15 protein-coding genes, 1 tRNA gene and 2 pseudogenes are annotated in these 16,478 nt (G+C 46.1%); 10 read left to right on the forward strand and 8 right to left on the reverse strand.

The features are described 5' to 3' along the window. Nucleotides 1-94: 94 nt before the first annotated feature. A tRNA-Pro gene (locus KK062_RS29270) sits at nt 95-168 on the forward strand. A 781-nt stretch (nt 169-949) separates the two neighbouring features. On the opposite strand, the pseudogene KK062_RS31140 reads toward KK062_RS29270, so the two are convergent. Then, nucleotides 950-1,738, reverse strand: a pseudogene (locus KK062_RS31140) (recombinase family protein); the annotation flags it as partial. Between the two features lie 135 nt (nt 1,739-1,873). On the opposite strand from KK062_RS31140, the gene KK062_RS29280 reads away from it, so the two are divergent. Continuing rightward, nucleotides 1,874-2,734: a HEPN domain-containing protein gene (locus KK062_RS29280; protein WP_254087949.1), complete on the forward strand. Its 861-nt coding sequence runs from the start codon at nt 1,874-1,876 to the stop codon at nt 2,732-2,734. A 17-nt stretch (nt 2,735-2,751) separates the two neighbouring features. On the opposite strand, the gene KK062_RS29285 is transcribed toward KK062_RS29280, so the two are convergent. Beyond that, nucleotides 2,752-3,252, reverse strand: a complete 501-nt coding sequence (locus KK062_RS29285; RefSeq protein WP_254087950.1) for a helix-turn-helix domain-containing protein — start codon at nt 3,250-3,252, stop codon at nt 2,752-2,754. Between the two features lie 454 nt (nt 3,253-3,706). On the opposite strand from KK062_RS29285, the gene KK062_RS29290 reads away from it, so the two are divergent. The 7 genes from KK062_RS29290 (at nt 3,707) to KK062_RS29320 (ending at nt 7,933) form a co-directional block, all read left to right on the forward strand. Next, nucleotides 3,707-4,021 (forward strand): hypothetical protein, encoded by a 315-nt coding sequence (locus KK062_RS29290; RefSeq protein WP_254087951.1) that lies wholly within the window; start codon nt 3,707-3,709, stop codon nt 4,019-4,021. A gap of 359 nt (nt 4,022-4,380) precedes the next feature. Beyond that, the gene (locus KK062_RS29295; RefSeq protein WP_254087952.1) at nt 4,381-4,836 is read left to right on the forward strand and encodes a helix-turn-helix domain-containing protein; all 456 of its coding nucleotides are present in this window, start codon (nt 4,381-4,383) and stop codon (nt 4,834-4,836) included. 15 nt (nt 4,837-4,851) lie between these two features. Next, nucleotides 4,852-5,439 carry a helix-turn-helix domain-containing protein gene (locus KK062_RS29300; protein ID WP_254087953.1) on the forward strand — a complete coding sequence of 196 codons (588 nt, stop codon included), beginning with the start codon at nt 4,852-4,854 and terminating at the stop codon, nt 5,437-5,439. Further along, on the forward strand, nt 5,436-5,924 hold the full coding sequence (locus KK062_RS29305) for an RNA polymerase sigma factor (protein WP_254087954.1): 489 nt from the start codon (nt 5,436-5,438) through the stop codon (nt 5,922-5,924). The genes KK062_RS29300 and KK062_RS29305 overlap by 4 nt, the downstream gene beginning before the upstream one ends. 151 nt (nt 5,925-6,075) lie before the next feature. Beyond that, the gene (locus KK062_RS29310) at nt 6,076-6,417 is read left to right on the forward strand and encodes a helix-turn-helix domain-containing protein (protein ID WP_254087955.1); all 342 of its coding nucleotides are present in this window, start codon (nt 6,076-6,078) and stop codon (nt 6,415-6,417) included. A gap of 167 nt (nt 6,418-6,584) precedes the next feature. Beyond that, nucleotides 6,585-6,938 carry a helix-turn-helix domain-containing protein gene (locus KK062_RS29315; RefSeq protein WP_254087956.1) on the forward strand — a complete coding sequence of 118 codons (354 nt, stop codon included), beginning with the start codon at nt 6,585-6,587 and terminating at the stop codon, nt 6,936-6,938. Beyond that, nucleotides 6,923-7,933 carry an AAA family ATPase gene (locus KK062_RS29320; RefSeq protein WP_254087957.1) on the forward strand — a complete coding sequence of 337 codons (1,011 nt, stop codon included), beginning with the start codon at nt 6,923-6,925 and terminating at the stop codon, nt 7,931-7,933. Before KK062_RS29315 ends, KK062_RS29320 begins: the two co-directional genes overlap by 16 nt. A 20-nt stretch (nt 7,934-7,953) precedes the next feature. On the opposite strand, the gene KK062_RS29325 is transcribed toward KK062_RS29320, so the two are convergent. Then, a complete protein-coding gene (locus tag KK062_RS29325) occupies nt 7,954-9,405 on the reverse strand; it encodes a recombinase family protein (protein WP_254087958.1) in 1,452 nt (483 codons plus the stop codon). 487 nt (nt 9,406-9,892) lie between these two features. Here KK062_RS29325 and KK062_RS29330 point away from each other — a divergent pair, with 487 nt between their 5' ends. Next, a complete protein-coding gene (locus tag KK062_RS29330; protein ID WP_254087959.1) occupies nt 9,893-10,372 on the forward strand; it encodes a hypothetical protein in 480 nt (159 codons plus the stop codon). Between the two features lie 238 nt (nt 10,373-10,610). On the opposite strand, the gene KK062_RS29335 is transcribed toward KK062_RS29330, so the two are convergent. The 5 genes and pseudogenes from KK062_RS29335 to KK062_RS29355 form a co-directional block, all read right to left on the reverse strand. Then, nucleotides 10,611-12,869, reverse strand: a complete 2,259-nt coding sequence (locus KK062_RS29335) for a xanthine dehydrogenase family protein molybdopterin-binding subunit (protein WP_254087960.1) — start codon at nt 12,867-12,869, stop codon at nt 10,611-10,613. A gap of 18 nt (nt 12,870-12,887) precedes the next feature. Beyond that, complete coding sequence (locus KK062_RS29340; RefSeq protein ID WP_254087961.1) at nt 12,888-13,343, reverse strand: (2Fe-2S)-binding protein; 456 nt, start codon at nt 13,341-13,343, stop codon at nt 12,888-12,890. A gap of 38 nt (nt 13,344-13,381) precedes the next feature. Then, nucleotides 13,382-15,007: a carboxylesterase/lipase family protein gene (locus KK062_RS29345; protein ID WP_254087962.1), complete on the reverse strand. Its 1,626-nt coding sequence runs from the start codon at nt 15,005-15,007 to the stop codon at nt 13,382-13,384. Between the two features lie 116 nt (nt 15,008-15,123). Further along, a complete protein-coding gene (locus KK062_RS29350; protein WP_254087963.1) occupies nt 15,124-16,182 on the reverse strand; it encodes an alpha/beta hydrolase in 1,059 nt (352 codons plus the stop codon). 115 nt (nt 16,183-16,297) lie between these two features. Beyond that, nucleotides 16,298-16,478: pseudogene (locus KK062_RS29355) on the reverse strand (alpha/beta hydrolase); the annotation flags it as partial.

Consider the following 16,478-nt stretch of genomic DNA (forward strand, 5'->3'; position numbering starts at 1 on the left):
GGGTTATGGAGGCCACTTTTTTTCCGGAAGAAAATCGTATTTTGTGGTTGATTTGGGCAGAATTTCTATTTTTGCATCCTATTCCAAATATCATCGGGGCGTAGCGCAGCCCGGTAGCGCGCCACGTTCGGGACGTGGAGGTCGTAGGTTCGAATCCTGTCGCCCCGACTTGGCCGGACAAAATTGCAAATCGCGTTTTGTCCGGCTTTTTTATTGCCTGTAACTTCTTGTTAATTAGGTAAATGGAGGCCGCAACATCGTTGACCCGTGTAGTTCGAACAGTCGATCCGTTAAAACTCAATTTTTCAGGATATATCGAACTAATGATCTGGCGCTTCCTTTCTTGGGTAGCTTGTTTATAGTCTGTTGTTAGTTGCGAAAGGGCTGTAATGGCGGTTTTTACCAAGAGTTCAATATTCTCAGGTTGATCCGGTAGATCAGCTAGTTTGGCTTCCAGCTTTTCCACTTGCTGTGTATAGTCTGCCTTCGTTTGTTTGAAGTCTGCTGGGTCCAGTTGTTTGGATAGCATCAAGTCGCGGGCGTACGATAGCCGTTCCTCTATAGTTTTCATTTCGATCATAAGCGCCCTTCTCTCATCGCCGTGGTTGTGGCTATTATCATTCCAAGCTTTCAAAAGAATGGCATTGTATTCTGTCGCTAACCCGGGGAGGGCAACATACTTCTCTAACTCTGCCTCAAATTCGCTGTTCACCAGGTCGGTTCTGAACCTGCATTTGCAGCCGCGAACGCAGTGGTAGTATGAGTAGTGTTTCTGACAGCCTTTGGATGAGCTGCCGGTGAGCATTCGGCTACATACAGGGCAGATGAGAAAGCCACGTAAGGGCATGTCGGTATTAGCAACAACTTTTAATTTATACGGCTCGCGCTTGCGCCCGTCGAGTACGTCTTGTGTTTGGTAGAATAGTCCTTCGGAAATCAAAGCTTGGTGCTTACCGTCTACGAGTCGGGCATCTTCGTCCTTGTACTTCGATAGGAATATTTTGCCGCAGTAAACTGGGTTGCGCAGGATGGACCAGAACAGGCTCTTGCTGCCGACAAAGCCTTGTTGCTTCGCTTGGTGATAGATCTGTTCTGTATTGCAAGTATCTTCAACCGTTCGGGTGAAAGCCCAGCGTACGATGTTAGCCTCGGTCTCCAACGGAGCGATAAATCGGCGACCGGTATCATCGCTCTTGTTGGTGTAGCCATAGGGTGCCAGCCCCATGTACCGACCTTCCTTTCTGGCCCGACGCATACCGTGAATGACGTTCAGGGCGCGCCTATCATTTTCTACCTCTGGAGCTGCCAGGTAGAAAGCAAGCATCATTTTGTTTTCGGGTATGGACAAATCCAATGGTTGCTCGATGGCTTGCGGTTCCACTCCAAGTTTGCGGAGCATGTTTATCATTTGGTAGGCGTCGCCAGCGTTGCGGCTGAAACGGTCCCATTTGAGAAACATGACGGCGTCTGTTTGATTTTTATTCTTGCGTAGATCGAGGAGATATTTTTTCCAGGCAGGCCGATCGAAGGTTTTGGCGGAATGATCTTCCAGGATAACTTTGCGAATCGTTACCTGGTGAAGCTCGCAATACTTGCGAAGCAATTCTTCCTGCGCCCGTTGGGAGTAACCTTTGTCGGCCTGCTCGTCCGTGCTAACGCGGATGTATAAGTCTGCCACTTTGATGTAAGAATTGATTTTGCTCATAAACACATCTTTATATAACCGAGCTGTCCTCATGGGGCTCACGGTTGTATGCTAATGTAGCAATTCGTGGTCTGAACACGGAATGACGTCAGATATTTTCACTGGCACAAGTGGCCTTTTTCAGCCTTTTCTAAGGAATTTACGTATTTTGCAGCTACCGATATTTCTATGAAGACATCGTTGCTACATTTACCCTTGGAGAAACAAAATGAGATTTTGGCAATCACCGAAATCATCAAAGACGTTGTTAACCCTGAAAAGATCATCCTTTTTGGTAGTTACGCAAAAGGCGGATATAAAGAACATGAATATACTACCAGCGACGGTACTCGTTACGAGTATATTAGTGACTATGACTTTTTAGTAGTCACCCAAGAGGTTAGCCCTAAGGTGGCGGACCAGGAAAGTACTATTCTCGATCGTGTTGATCGGTACCGCCCACCCGTAAACCTTGAAATTCACAGCATTGACCATATCAATGAGGGTCTTTCTTGGGGACAATATTTCTTTGCTGATATCGTCCAAGAGGGGGTTCTAATCTACGATTCTGGAAGCACCTCATTTGTTGAGCCTAAAGTTTTAACAATTGAAGAAGAGAAAGAAAAGGCTCAACGATATTACAGTATTTGGTTTCCGCGAGCGCAAGGATTCCTGAAGACCGCGAAATTCAATCTTTCAGAACAGGATTTTAAACTTGGTGCTTTTATGCTGCACCAAGCCTCTGAATGTCTTTACAGCACCATCCTGCTTGTATTCACTGGATATAAGCCCAAGACTCATAATCTCAAAAAGCTACGGAATAAAACTAAGCTGTATTCCTTAGAGACGTTTTTGATCTTCAAGACAGAGGCTGACGCAGAGGAAAAACACCTCTTCGATCTTCTAAAACGAGGTTATATCGAAGCAAGATATGATCACAGGTATTCCATCACCAAAGACGAGTTGGAGTCATTGCTTCGGAAAGTTGAAGAGCTATGTAAAGCGGTCGAAATAGCATCTAAAGAAAAAGTGGCTTCGCTAGATGCATAACATAAGATACACTCAGACTATTTAAGCCGCTTCTGGTACAAGAACATTCCCTTCTTCTCTGTAGAGGAAATTCGTTTCAGTCTTTTCCCGTCAACCAATCTTTTCAACGCTGCCGACACAATAGAACTCTGTACCACAATCTTTTCTTCGTTTGCTAAGTGATGGACAACTTCGTTCACTCTCTTAGGTGTAGTAAAAAAACTTCCTTCAGCAAGCCCATCCAACGCTTTTGTCGTACCGGGGGACCTCCTTTTCCGATCCTGAACCTTGAAGTCAGTATTTAACCTCAGATTAAAATCAAATTTAAAGAGTTCATCTGGGTACTTGCCTAGCGCAACAGCGAGTGACAAAATTGTGTTCAGTGTAACTGCATACCGTCCATTTTCAATACTCGAAATATGGCTAACTTCTAAGTCCGAAACGGCTTCCAACTGCCTTTGGGACCATCCGCGCTCCTCACGAAGGGTTTTAATATGCTGCCCAAACGCTTCCTTATATTCTTTATTCCCTTTACTCACGCGGCGAAACTGCCCGTTTAAGTCAATATATTTATTGTGGAATTTTTAAATATCATATCATTCTATTAATTTCGTTCTACATTCGATCATCTTCTCATTTACTGAGTGCCTGAGAAACCGTCAAGCAAATGAGATTATGCAATACCTCTATTCGACAACGATAATAGATGCGGGTACTCCATTCACCCTACTTTTGGGCAGGCTCTCAGGCCTCGGTAGGATTACTGAGTGGAGTCCCGCATTTTTTTCCTCGCTCGCTGGGATAAAATCCATATTATCAGCACATCCTTCTCTCCGATTCAGATGCAAATCGCATCTATGTTCATTTCGGCTGCAAAAAAAGTCCCCCGCAGTACGGGCGACTTCTGTATATATCTCAGCACGCCCACCCACCTTTGAGACGTACTTTAAACGTGACACCAAGTTGCATCAATCCAACTTGGAAAGATCTACAATGCGCAAATCACTCATCAACATCAATCATCGTATGTCGAACAAAAATACTTTGCAGAACAGATCAATCCTGAGTCAGAACCTCCAGGTGAAGATTGCGCTATTCTTTGTGCAATGGCCACCAAAAAAAGTCAATCGGCTATTGAGAAATATGTCGCTGTGTTTTATGGAAGACCAGGTCGATGGCGTCTCGGATTTTACAAGAGAACTGCTGCCTGCACTTGAGTCGCTCTTTAATGTGATTGACTGCGCGGAAGATGTCTGGAGAGAAACCGATTTGAGCAAGATATACGAATACCAAGATAAAGGAAACTAAAGGAAAAATATAAACAGAATGATAGCCGAGAAAAAAGCCGTGGAAGACAAATATCTATTGGATGCACTCCGGTCTAGAGGTGAAGATGTGTTTCGAGCCGAACTCTCCGAGTACCTTATATTTGAATTAGAGTGTCCCGCATTTTTTATTCATCCGTCAAGGTTAAGCGCACAACGTAACGTCCACCCATCCGCGCACTCCCCTCCCGTTAGATCACTTGTTGTATCTCAGTAGTTAGCGGCACCTGTAACTGCAACAGCCGCATTCCCTTAAAGGAAACTAACCCCACCTGTTAAAACTCGCAGGGTCAGGATAACTATGCCCAAAAACGAACCTTTTCAATTACAAACTCAAACAATATGAAAACAGAAATCGACCAAGATGTAGATACTCCCAAACTCTTGCTCAAAGCAGTAAACACGCTAATTGAGGCGCGGCCCGTCGAGCAATTGGAACACGCTATCGGGACACTCTATGAATTCTATAGCGTCCAGAAGCAGCCCGTAGGTGGGGCGATCGTACGCGCCGTGGACATCATCAAAAGCTTTCTACGGACAGTTGAAGAAATTACAACTATTCCCGGCCCGGTGAACGGAGACTCTCATCGTGAATTTGAGAATATCGGCAAAAAACTAAAAGTACTACGTATCGCGGCTGGTAAGGAGGAAGACACTGTTGCTGATACAATCGGCATTGAACTGAGCCTACTCCAGCGTATCGAAAAAGGCCAGTGTGGCGATATGAGGATTGCGCTTCTCGAAGAGTTCAGTAAATACTTCAACGTCCCGGTATCAGTATTATTCAACAACCAATAACACAAAGGCAAGCATATGAACAATGTAGAAAACGAAACCCGTTTCGAACGCGAATCAAACGATGCAAAACGCATCGTCAAAGCGTTTTATGCCCTGGAAGCGGCATCTCCCATCACGCAGATCATAAGTTCTGCAGAAAGCCTTTTCGAATCCTACACTCGGCACGAACTAATCGATAATCCGATAACGAGTAAGGTCCGGCGTGATTACTATGTTTTAAAACGTTTCTTGGAGGGTCTAAAAGAGATTACGACGACCTCGGAAGGACCACCTGGATATTTTCGTCGCGAACTCGAAGCCGTTGGAAAAACGATACGCGCACTGCGTATTTCCTCAGGCCAAGACGAGCGGACAATTGCCGATGCCATCGGCATTAAAGTTGACAGGCTCAGGCAAATAGAGCAAGGTGAATGCGGTGAGATTACGGTGACAATGATCGCTCGGATTGGCATGCATTTCAACATCCACACTTCAGGCGTATTCGCGGGCATCCGGCAAGATAAATTCAGAGCCCCGGAGCACGAAGGCACGTCCGTCCGACCCACACAGAATCAAAAGGAATTGGACGATGGATTATCTCAGCACCCAAGCGCACGCTTATGAGAATCGAATCGAAGCCCCAACACCAAATGTTGATTTGCGAGCTCAGCCACGGAAACCAAGAGGCTTTCCGATTCTATTATGCAAAATACTGGGAAACGGTCTACCTCTTTATTTACGGGAAGTGCAAATCCCACAGAGTGGCCGAAGATGGCAGCCAGCAGGTCTTTGAATGCGTATGGAGACGCCGTGCAACTATAACGACTATCTATGATCTCCAACGAATCATCGCCCTTGGCTGCACGAGTGTCGTGTTAAAGGCACTAAAAGAAGGACCACCGAAAAACACAGGCGTTTCACAAAGAGCTGAAAGCCGAACCGGCGGTAGCCAGATTTACTATTCCGCAAAACTCAAAGAAAACCTGCTAAACGTTAAGCTGATGGCAGTAGGCCTAAATAAACTGGATCAAAAATCCACCGCGCAGTTTAAAGCAGAGCTTGATTTCATGGAAACGATTCTCAAGGAGACCAAAGGTCTGGCTGGGTGATCATCCCTCCATCTGGTATCCATAGAGATTTCAAAATGGGCATACTACAAACTGTAATGTAGTGATGTTCTCAGCGCCGGGGACTATCCCCCGGCGCATTTTCCGAAATCGAGGAGACACAAGTATAAAATCACTAAAACGTCGAACGAAAATGACGGTAAGTCAAGAAGTAGCATATATACAGAAACGTTATTCGCGGTCTGTCGCAAACGTCTTCATCAAACTGCGCAAGGCGGCAGGTTGCACAAGCTATGAAGATTTCGCCTTCACCCATGATTTTCCCAGGGCACAATATTGGCGCGTTGAGACCGGCAAGGCCAATCTTACATTTCGCACACTATCCAAACTGCTGGCAATTCACAATATGAAGTTGGATGAATTTTTACAACAAGTGATCGAAGAGTATAAGAGAGACGAAAAGAATTTCAAGAATGGCAACGATGACTTAAGCGACAAAATAGAAAGCAAAATAGGAACTTTGATCGGAACGTGAGTTACTCAAAGTTGTTCAGCAAAGCTTAGCCCTCACCGCCCCGCGACAGAAATCCGAAAAACAACCGGCTTGTCAATTAAGATACGCCATACCAGCATCGTAATATGTGTCCAAGCGCTGAAGACGTCCCACTCGTTCCTTCTTTTATGCACAATGAAAGTAAAAACATGGCGGCAAAAAACGATATAGTAAAACACAACAAACAACCATTTCTTTCAGAAGAGCATATCCTCGAAGATTTCAAAACGTCTGTGGGAAGTGTTATCATCAGGCTACGCAAGACGAAGGGCTACTCCAGTCATGAGTCTTTCGCACAGGAGTACGACCTTCCCAGAATGCAATACTGGCGGGTGGAACGTGGAAAAACTAACCTGACCGTACGCACCTTAGCCAAATTACTGCACATACACCAGTTAACAATGATTGCCTTTATGCTCTTGGTAATTGAAGAACGCAAGGCAGGTAATCCCAACTATAATAAAAAACAAGGAAGAAAAGCTAACCAATGCAAAACCCCTTAAACGACGTAAATATCTACCACTTCCGCTCGATTCGCGATTGCTCGCTAACGGATATGCGACAGATTAACGTACTCATCGGACGGCCTAACACCGGCAAAACAAACATACTGGACGCGGTGAAGCTTTTTGCCTTGCCACAACTGGCCGATCGTTTCGACGTAGACCTAAAAGAAGCGCTTCGCGCCCAGACACCCCGGGAGCTATTTCTGATAAAAGACAGCGTTATACAGTATGCCAGCGTAAGCTCAAACCGAGCTGAGTGCCTCCTTCAATACAGCGAGCCTGAGGGGGTAAGAGCACAACTCGCCTTCGACACGGCTCCTGGAGAGTTCGTTTACACGTTCGACGCCTCCTTTAAGGCGACTCCACACAAAGCAACGGAAGTCAACACAGTAGTCCAGCCATATCATTACGTCGAGCATGGCACATACAATCGTATTGGTGAAGATGAACTTGCGGTACCCTATGGCTATAATCTCTTCCCGCTGCTCAAAAAGCGCCCGGAACTTCAGAAGCCAATATCAAAGGTTTTCCAGGGAACCGGAGCCACCGTCTATTTTGATCAACATGGCCCTAAAATCCGTCTCTCGAACGGCGATACGTTACCGGCCACGGAGCTACACTTCGCCTCACTAAGCGCCTCCGTTCAACGGCTGTGTTTTTACCTGTCGGCAATACAATCAAACCGGGAAAAATTTCTGGTATTTGATGACCTCGATGCTCACATATTCCCGGTGGTTCTTGCTCCTCTGGTGGCACAGATGTTCGATAATCCAAGCAACCAATATCTGTTCTCCACGCATGCGTACTACATATTAATTGATCTTCTGGAGTATGGCTCCGAAAACGTCGCAATATTCAACGTTTACAATGAAGAAAATGAGACAAAAATATACCGTCTGACGGACGAGGATTTGAAGGCAATCCTCTACAACGGAGTTGATCCTTTTATAAACAACCAGGCATTCATACCCAAAAAATCAAGCGCTATTTGACCGAGTCTTCTTGAATCAATCTACAAATACAGCAGATTAACAACTTCACGCGTATTTGATATATGAATCTGCTTGCTGTCAAAGGTCAATTTGTCGGGGAACACGCAGTTTAGAATTTGCCGTTTCCCCGCATTTTCTAACGACTCGTATAGTGGACCGAGGGTCAAGAGTTTGTCCACGCCACCTATTATCAGTCCATCTATATCCGATTGACTTTTCTCGACGATAGATAGCCGGCACTCGATACTCTCCAGTGTGGGGCCATAATTCGACTTCATTTCCCGGAACTCCTCTGGCGATATGTCCCCCGAGGCGAGCAAGTCTCTAATGTTGGTCATTTTTGCACGCAGGTTTTGCGCCTCCCGATTTAATTTTCGGCTCTCATCTTTGCACTGCTGAGTGGCTTTTTCCCATGCTTCCAGGAGTGTCAATTTGAACAGCTCCAGCACTTCTTTTCGGGGCTTGTAGGCAGAAAGCTTCTTAACAAACGCGTCGTTTACGGCATGAGCATTGACGCGAAATCCGCAGCCCGCACGGCAATGGTAATAGGCATAATAGCTACGACAGCCCTTTGACGTGCTGGCAGTGAGAATCTGTCCACATTGAGGGCACATCAGAAATCCACGCAACGGAAAATCCTCATGCGACGATATTTTAGCCCGGTAGGGCTTACGTTTGCGACCATCTAAAACTTCCTGGACATGATCGAACACGGCTTCTGATACGAGAGGTTGATGTTCCCCCGCTACAAAAAGTGGTTCCTCCTCTTTATATCCTGGTAGATAAATTTTGCCGCAGTAGACAGGATTTCGAATGACTTTCCAGAATAGACTTTTACTTCCGGAAAAGCCTTTCTTTATGGCCATCTTAAAAACCTGTTCCGCATTATATAATCCATTGGCTAGCTCGTGGAAAAGCCAGGTGACGATATTGGAATGGGGCTCTGCCGGAGCAATATATTTCCTTCCCTGCTCGTCTGTTTTGTTGACATATCCTATCGGCGCAAGTCCCATGTAACGCCCCTCTTTCCTGGCCCGCCGCATGCCATGAATGACATTCAGTGCTCGCCGGTCATTCTCCACCTCTGGTGCGGCAAGGTAGAATGCTAGCATCATCTTGTTTTCTGGAACCGACAGGTCCAGCGGTTGCTCGATCGCTTGTGGCTCAATGCCCAGCTTCCGAAGCCGGTTGATCATTTGGTAGGCGTCGCCAGCGTTTCGACTGAATCGGTCCCACTTTAAAAACAGCAGTAAAGCCGATTGTCCTTTGTGCTTAGCCAGACCGGTCAGATACTTCTTCCACGCGGGTCGTTCAAATGTTTTGGCGGAATGATCCTCAAAAACGACATGTCGGATTGAGATGTTTTGCAAATCGCAATACTTCCGTAAAAGCTCTTCCTGGCTCCGCTGTGAGTACCCACGTTCCGCTTGCTCGTCCGTACTGACTCGTATATAGATGTCGGCTAACTTCATCTTCCGCTCAATCTATTTTTTCGTCGTCTACCATTGAGCTTCTCTCACGGAGAAATTGAGAGACTATTAGGTCCGACATCTTTCGTAAAAAGATCAGAATCTCGGCTGCCTGTTCTGGTGAAACATTTAGCCCGTTTTGTAACAATAACGCACGGGCTCTCTCTTCCTCAATCATCTTCCTCATACCCTTCCTTTTATTCCCAAGATATAAACGCCAGTGGAGACAGGTTTAGGATTTTGTCAGAATATATCAAATCTTTAACCTTTTTTACGATTTTATACGAAATCAACAAGTATGTTCTAAATCATGTAGGTTAGCTTAATGCACATTGATCTTGAAGGTTTTTATTTATACTGCAACCATACATAGTTATATTATCGTTATAGTACAGTACTATTTCCATTAGATTTGATTATATCTCGAATATACTTTAGCTGTAGTCGGACAGTGGATAGTTGAAAAATCGAAAACATAACGAACAAAAGTATGGAAGTATTGGATTTTGAGGCGTTACAGAAATTAGACAAGAATGAAATTATACAGCGATATCAAAAGCTGGTCAAATTTTTAGAGGAAGTACGACGAGATCTGATCGATTCAAAAGAGCTGTTGTTTCACGTGGTTAGAGAGAGTGAGCGACTAAGACTTAAAGTCCCCGATATCAAGCAATCCGAATATAATCAAAAGTGGAGCTGGACAAATAAGATTGTTTTTGTGCTGAGTAAGATAAAGCGGCCATTGCTATCGTCAGAGATTATCAATTTCATCAGACCACATGAGGTATCCCTGCAATACAGTCGTACGCCTGCGCAGGCCCTTTCCCCCCACATCCATAAGGCGGTGAAGTATGGTCGCATCCTACGATATAAGCTCGGTGGTACGCGGGGATTTTATTACGTACTGCCGGCTTGGCTAGATCCGGATGGAAAGATTATCGAAGAGTACGGCAGTAAAATTCTATTTTAGTGGAACTCAGCGTGGGAGACGATGATGATCAACATCGATTTCGCCGTCGGTGAATGTGCTGTAACTTTTTACCTGGTCAGTTATCGACTTTATCTTACTTTTTGCAGAAAAACTCAAACTTGCATTCAGGATCCGTAAGTAGGGTCGGTTCTCAAATGAAAACATTTCGTAACCTGACAGCATCATGGCCGACCAGTGGCACTCCACCGGTCAGCCATGGTTTCGCTCATTTAACAGCCTACATACGGGAAGCAGAAACCTCCAGATGCTTTGCAAAAGGCTGGCTGTAGTAACGCTTTCCCGTCGCCATATACAAAGCGTTGGCGACTGCAGCGAATATCGGTGGAAATAGAGGTTCACCCAAACCAGTTGGCTCTTTGTCATTATTTACAAAGTATACTTGAATGGATTTTGGAGCCTCCTTTTGCCGGATCATCTGATATTTATTGAAATTATTTTTCTCCGGAACCCCGTCCACAAAAGTCATTTCGCCAAACAATGCATTACCGATGCCGTCCACGATTCCGCCTTCGGCCATGTTAGCAGCAGCATCTGGATTTACAACTATGCCGCAATCCACCGCCGCGTGTACCTTCTGAATGACAGGCGTGTTCTTCTGCATCGTCATATCCAGGACCTGCGCCACATACGTATTGTGACAAAAGTAAGCGGCCACACCACGATGAACGCCTTTTGGTACTTCCGCCCATTTCGATTTCTCCTGCACGAGCTTCAACACTCCCGCATAGCGATCCGGATCATAGTCATTATTCTTGCCCACCGGATTCTTCTTGGCGCGTTCGAACAGTTCTAATCGGAATGTGATCGGGTCTTTGCCTGCCAGTTCAGCCACTTCGTCGAGGAACGCCTGTTCTACTCCACCAATAAAGTTTGACCCCGGTGCACGGAATGCGCCAATGGTGATATTCGATTCCAATGACCACCCTTCCGCGAGATAATTATCTACCGCGCCAGCAGGAAAGCGATTAGCGTGAACAGAATGCTCCGGTATGCCGCCGCCCTTCACATGAAAGGCAATCAGGTTGTTGTCTTTATCCAGCCCGGCTTTGAAAGTTGCCGTATATGCTGGGCGATAAATGCCATTGGTCATGTCCTCTTCGCGCGTATAGATCATTTTAACCGGTGCATTGATCTTCTGAGAGATCACCGCCGCTTCGACCATGTGATGAGAATACGCCCTCAGTCCAAATCCGCCGCCCATTCTGGCCAGCTTGATCTGAATTTTCTCTTTCGGCATACCCAGGGCTGCTGCAATCGTTCCGGAGATAAATTCAGGTGCTTGCGTAGGGCCGTAGATTTCTGCTTTGTCAGCCGTTACGTGAGCAAAGCAATTCACTGGTTCCATCGTATTGTGCGCTAGGAAAGGTGCATCGTACGTACGCTCAATTACCTTGGCAGCATTCTTAAAAGCAGTTTCAGGATCTCCGTCCTTTCGCAGGATCGTGCCGGGCTGCTTACCACGTTCAGCCATTCGTGTTTTATGACCTACCGTGCTTTCAAGCCCTGCGGGCACATTCACTTTATTCTTCTGTCCACCCCAACCCGCCACAGTAAAACTGGTAGGTTCGGCTTCCATCCATTGAATCTTTAATGCTTTCTTGGCATTCATTACCTCCCAGGTGGAGTTTCCTACCACAACTACCAATTCATTGAAAGCATTAGTGTCAAAGAAATTTCTTTCGTAACCATCCGGCATGGTCTTAATAGTGAAGACATCCTTTATACCGGGCATTGCTTTGGCAGCCGTGTCGTCTACTGACTTCACCTTCATGCCAAAGGGTGGATGGGCAATAGTCGCTGTCAGTGTTCCTTCCCTGAAATAATCCATTCCGAACAAAGGTGCACCGGTAACTATCTTTTTTCCATCCACATTTTTCTTAGAGTTACCGATGATCTTAAAGTCACCAACATTCTTCACCGGTACATCCTTTGGAACGGGAAGCGTTGCCGCTAGGGAAGCCATCTCTCCGTACGTAGCTGTTTTGTCAGTCGCTTTGTGATAGAGAGTACCCTTCTCCGTGGTGATCTCACCGGATGGAACTTTCCACGTCTGGGCTGCTGCATCGATCAGCATTTTCCGGGCTGTTGCTCCAGAGGCACGTAGCGGTTTCCAACCCTGGCGTATTCCCTGACTCCCGCCCGTGAACTGACGATCAAACCGTTTGGGTAGCCAGTCGGCTTGCTCAATCACAACCGTTTGCCAATCCACATCAAGTTCATCCGCCAGAATCATCGGCATGGAAGTTTTCACGTTGGAACCAAACTCGGGATTTGCAGAGAACAGTGTGATGGTACCGTCCGGGGCGATTTTGATATAACTATTTAATTCAACCGGCTCTCCGGCGAGGGACAACGTATTTGGCTTTCTGGATACAATGTTTGCTAATGCATTAAAACTTAGCATCAGCCCACCGCCAGCAAGAGCAGATACCTTTAAAAAGGATCTCCTGCTTATTGAAGATTTTTCTGTTTTCATGACTGAAGTTTTGAGCGATTACTGGTTTGCGGCTGTCTTTATAGCAGCTTTAATGCGCAAGTACGTTCCACAGCGGCAGATGTTGCCTTGCATGGCTGACTCAATCTGTTCGTCCGTAGGATGCGGAGTTTTCTTTAGCAAGGCTGCAGCAGTCATAATCTGCCCCGCCTGACAATACCCGCACTGCGCCACATCATGTTCAATCCACGCTTTCTGTACAGGATGTTCACCGCTTTCCGACAGCCCTTCAATCGTCGTAATCTCTTTGTTCTCTGCGCTCGAGACAGGAAGCATACACGAACGTACGGCATTCCCTTGAAGATGAATGGTGCAGGCTCCGCATTGTGCCATGCCGCACCCAAACTTGGTTCCAACCAGACCGAGGTGATCCCTAAGCACCCATAGAACGGGAGTCTTAGGATCCACATCTACCGTCTGATTCTTACCATTGATTTTTAGATTTATGTTTGCCATGTCTAAATATGGTTAGTTTCAGTAAAATATACTTCGGGTCAAATTCCTCCGCGTGATTGTATTCTATCTCTCGTCTTAAAAGCTTTTTCAACAACATTCAGTCTCGCTTTCCGGGGATCGGGCTTACCTAATGCTTTGCCATCCAAATCAACATCGAGGATGGCTTCCTGTCGCGTATCATACAGTGGCCAGGCCGGTAACCCTTTACCATTCGGATTACCTGTTTTGGCGAAGTTTGCCCAGTATGTGTTCATAATCTTTGCCAGTTCGATCTCTTCCGGTGTTGCCGCACCGGGATTTCCCCACCTAGCATTAAGAGTATTAAATACGAACGAAACTTCCGACCCGTGACCGGCGCCATAACGTGCTCGTTCTCGCCTCGCCGGGGGGACATAACCGAATTGATACATATAAGCAGGCGCCCCTTTCGCTACAAATGTTCTTGCTGTCATCCTTGCCGGTTCACCCCAAACCCAGTCAGTGTTGAACTTCGTGATAACTTCGTCGAATGCTTTTTCACCTTGAGGGTCAAAGGCATCTTTTGCTTCGGCTTCAAGTTCTCCAAAAAGCGAAAACAAGGCTTCCTTGGACGTGCTGTTAGTAACAAATGCTCCACCTATCTCCGCACTGCAATTTCCAATAATGAGCGGAATCTTTGGTTGTCTGCCAGCCTTATACGCGCTCTCGGCTGTCTCCACTACAAGCTTACCATCGAGGATCGGGCCGGAGTATATTCTTAACCCAGCGCTATCGGTTTCCTGTCCTCCATCCACAATTTCTTCCACACTTAAGGAGCGTAGCTTAGCCAATGCATCAACATCTGTACCTACAATCTTATGTCTACGAGCGAAGTGTATCCCCGTTGTTTCCGCGGAGACAGGGTAGAGGAGATCAGCATTTTCCTCACGTATCGGCCTGCCTGTGAGGACACCATCACGGCCACCACCCGATTCGCTAATCGCTTTATGGAAAAGTCCCTTTGCTGCCGGTATCGTCAGTAGTGAATGAACAGAAACCCCACCCGCAGAGAAACCAAAGATCGTTACGTTATTCGGATCGCCTCCAAAAGCGGCAATATTGTCCTGGATCCATTTCAGTGCAGCAATCTGATCCATATAGGCATAACTGCCTTTAAATTCTTCCGGTCGCTCTTTACTTAACGCTGGGAACGCAAAATGTCCCAGTCGGCCAAGACGGTAATTAAAAGTCATAAGTATAACACCCTGCTGGGCAAACGCATCTCCCGCCGTGCCGGCACCAGAGCCGCTGCCTCCTACAAACCCACCGCCGTGGATCCAGACCATAACCGGCAACTTTGATTTCTTTGTCGCGCTGGCCGGAGCCCAGACATTCAGAAAAAGGCAGTCTTCCGAAATCGTTGCAGTGGAACCAGGCCATGCTCGCTGTGGACAATCTGCACAAAACTTGCTCGCATCACGCACATCACTCCAGGGTTTTACCGGCTGTGGCGGACGCCAACGAAGCTCGCCAATGGGAGGTGCTGCATACGGGATGCCTTTAAAGGTAGCGACGTTTCCTTCTATCACTCCACGTACAACGCCTGAAGCAGTTTTTACTTCTGGCCCAGCTTGCTGAGATGGCTGACCCTGTATCATACCAAAGTTTGCTAGAAGCACGGTTATTCCAATCGATAGCTTTTTCATTTTTAGGTTACTTAGGTATCACTACTACAATTCACATTTTTCATCAGTAAGCTGTTAATCGACTGAATCGCGACATTGAAATCAAGCGCCCTCCGGCCTGTTTTTTTTAAATCGTTTCAATTCCCAATGTTCTTACCAAAGAAATCAGCCAGCTTGGCAACTGCCTTGCTTACATATTCTGGTTTCCAATACGATTGTATGTGGGTACCACCGTCAATAACAAAAAGCTCCTTGCTCTTGGCATTGGTCGCCTTGCTAAAAGCCTCATCTGTCATATACTTTGTATCCGCTTTGCTTCCGGCAATCATCAACAAAGGCTGGTTAATTAAATCCATATTCGTAGTGGCATCCCAGGTCATTAAGTCAAGTAGACTGCTCATCGTGTATAGAAAAGTAGAATTTGGGTGCGCATGCGTCCTATAGTAATATTCGTATCCTTCGCGATAGAGATCTGTTGGAGTTTTAGCAATTTCTTCGTCCGTTATGCTTCCGACGCCGGCGTAAATTATCTTACCACCGGCTGCTTCCTGTGCACGTGCATCTGATGCTTTTTTTAACCGCTCCTGTATTGTAGCTAATTGCGAATTTTGGAAGCCGTTACGTCGTACTTCACCTGAATTAAACATGCTCAACGTAGCAACAGCCTTAAAACGTTTGTCCGACTGAGCAGCTTTCAAAGTATACCCACCGCCGCCGCAAATGCCTAAGACAGCCAAACGGTTTGCATCAACTCCTGCGTACTGGGTGATAAAATCAGCCATACCACGAATATCTTCGATGCGGTTTGCAGGCTTATCGGTATGACGCGGTTCACCTCCGCTTGCTCCTTGATAAGCGGCATCAGCAGAAATCGTAATGTAACCAGCCTCTGCCAAACGCTGTGCGAATAGTCCGGTTGTTTGCTCTTTTACGCCACCATTCGGGTGCGCCAGCACTACCGTCGGAAATTTCTTTGAACCGTCGTAATCAGCTGGTGTATAAACGTTCGCAGCAATATCAATCCCGTTCAGCTTATAAGTCACCGGGTGAATGTTTACTTTTCCTTTTACATTCTCGGTAATAGCATCCCTATAAACCAGTCCGAAGGGATTCTTTATTTCCGATTTTGTAGTCTGAGCACATAGCGTATTTGCAAGTGCTATCGTTAGTGATATTATTAAGATTATCTTTTTCATCGATTAACTCTTGATTTATACTTTTAATTCTTAACAGGTTATTCAGAACTGTACGCGCAGCTCTGATGTAGAATATTGATGAAACATGATGCAGAACGTGAAGAACTACGCTGCGTTATTTGTCCAGTCCTTTTTCTTTTAACCATTTCGATAACAGATTCGCGACCTCAACATTGTTAAGATCCGAAAAGAGGAAGTGTGTATTACCCTTGATGCCGACCTCCGGCAAGTGCACAACCGTCGCATCGCCCCCATATTTATTGACTCTAGCCGCCCAAAATCTTGACATTTCAATG

The organism is Dawidia cretensis (genome assembly GCF_018598175.1).
Lineage (GTDB): Bacteria > Bacteroidota > Bacteroidia > Cytophagales > Cyclobacteriaceae > Ohtaekwangia > Ohtaekwangia cretensis.

Coding starts and splice junctions, on each gene's coding strand:
- KK062_RS29280 (WP_254087949.1), top strand. CDS start 1,874: ATGAAGACATCGTTGCTACATTTACCCTTGGAGAAACAAAATGAGATT.
- KK062_RS29290 (WP_254087951.1), top strand. CDS start 3,707: ATGCGCAAATCACTCATCAACATCAATCATCGTATGTCGAACAAAAAT.
- KK062_RS29295 (WP_254087952.1), top strand. CDS start 4,381: ATGAAAACAGAAATCGACCAAGATGTAGATACTCCCAAACTCTTGCTC.
- KK062_RS29300 (WP_254087953.1), top strand. CDS start 4,852: ATGAACAATGTAGAAAACGAAACCCGTTTCGAACGCGAATCAAACGAT.
- KK062_RS29305 (WP_254087954.1), top strand. CDS start 5,436: ATGAGAATCGAATCGAAGCCCCAACACCAAATGTTGATTTGCGAGCTC.
- KK062_RS29310 (WP_254087955.1), top strand. CDS start 6,076: ATGACGGTAAGTCAAGAAGTAGCATATATACAGAAACGTTATTCGCGG.
- KK062_RS29315 (WP_254087956.1), top strand. CDS start 6,585: ATGGCGGCAAAAAACGATATAGTAAAACACAACAAACAACCATTTCTT.
- KK062_RS29320 (WP_254087957.1), top strand. CDS start 6,923: ATGCAAAACCCCTTAAACGACGTAAATATCTACCACTTCCGCTCGATT.
- KK062_RS29325 (WP_254087958.1), bottom strand. CDS start 9,405: ATGAAGTTAGCCGACATCTATATACGAGTCAGTACGGACGAGCAAGCG.
- KK062_RS29330 (WP_254087959.1), top strand. CDS start 9,893: ATGGAAGTATTGGATTTTGAGGCGTTACAGAAATTAGACAAGAATGAA.
- KK062_RS29335 (WP_254087960.1), bottom strand. CDS start 12,869: ATGAAAACAGAAAAATCTTCAATAAGCAGGAGATCCTTTTTAAAGGTA.
- KK062_RS29340 (WP_254087961.1), bottom strand. CDS start 13,343: ATGGCAAACATAAATCTAAAAATCAATGGTAAGAATCAGACGGTAGAT.
- KK062_RS29345 (WP_254087962.1), bottom strand. CDS start 15,007: ATGAAAAAGCTATCGATTGGAATAACCGTGCTTCTAGCAAACTTTGGT.
- KK062_RS29350 (WP_254087963.1), bottom strand. CDS start 16,182: ATGAAAAAGATAATCTTAATAATATCACTAACGATAGCACTTGCAAAT.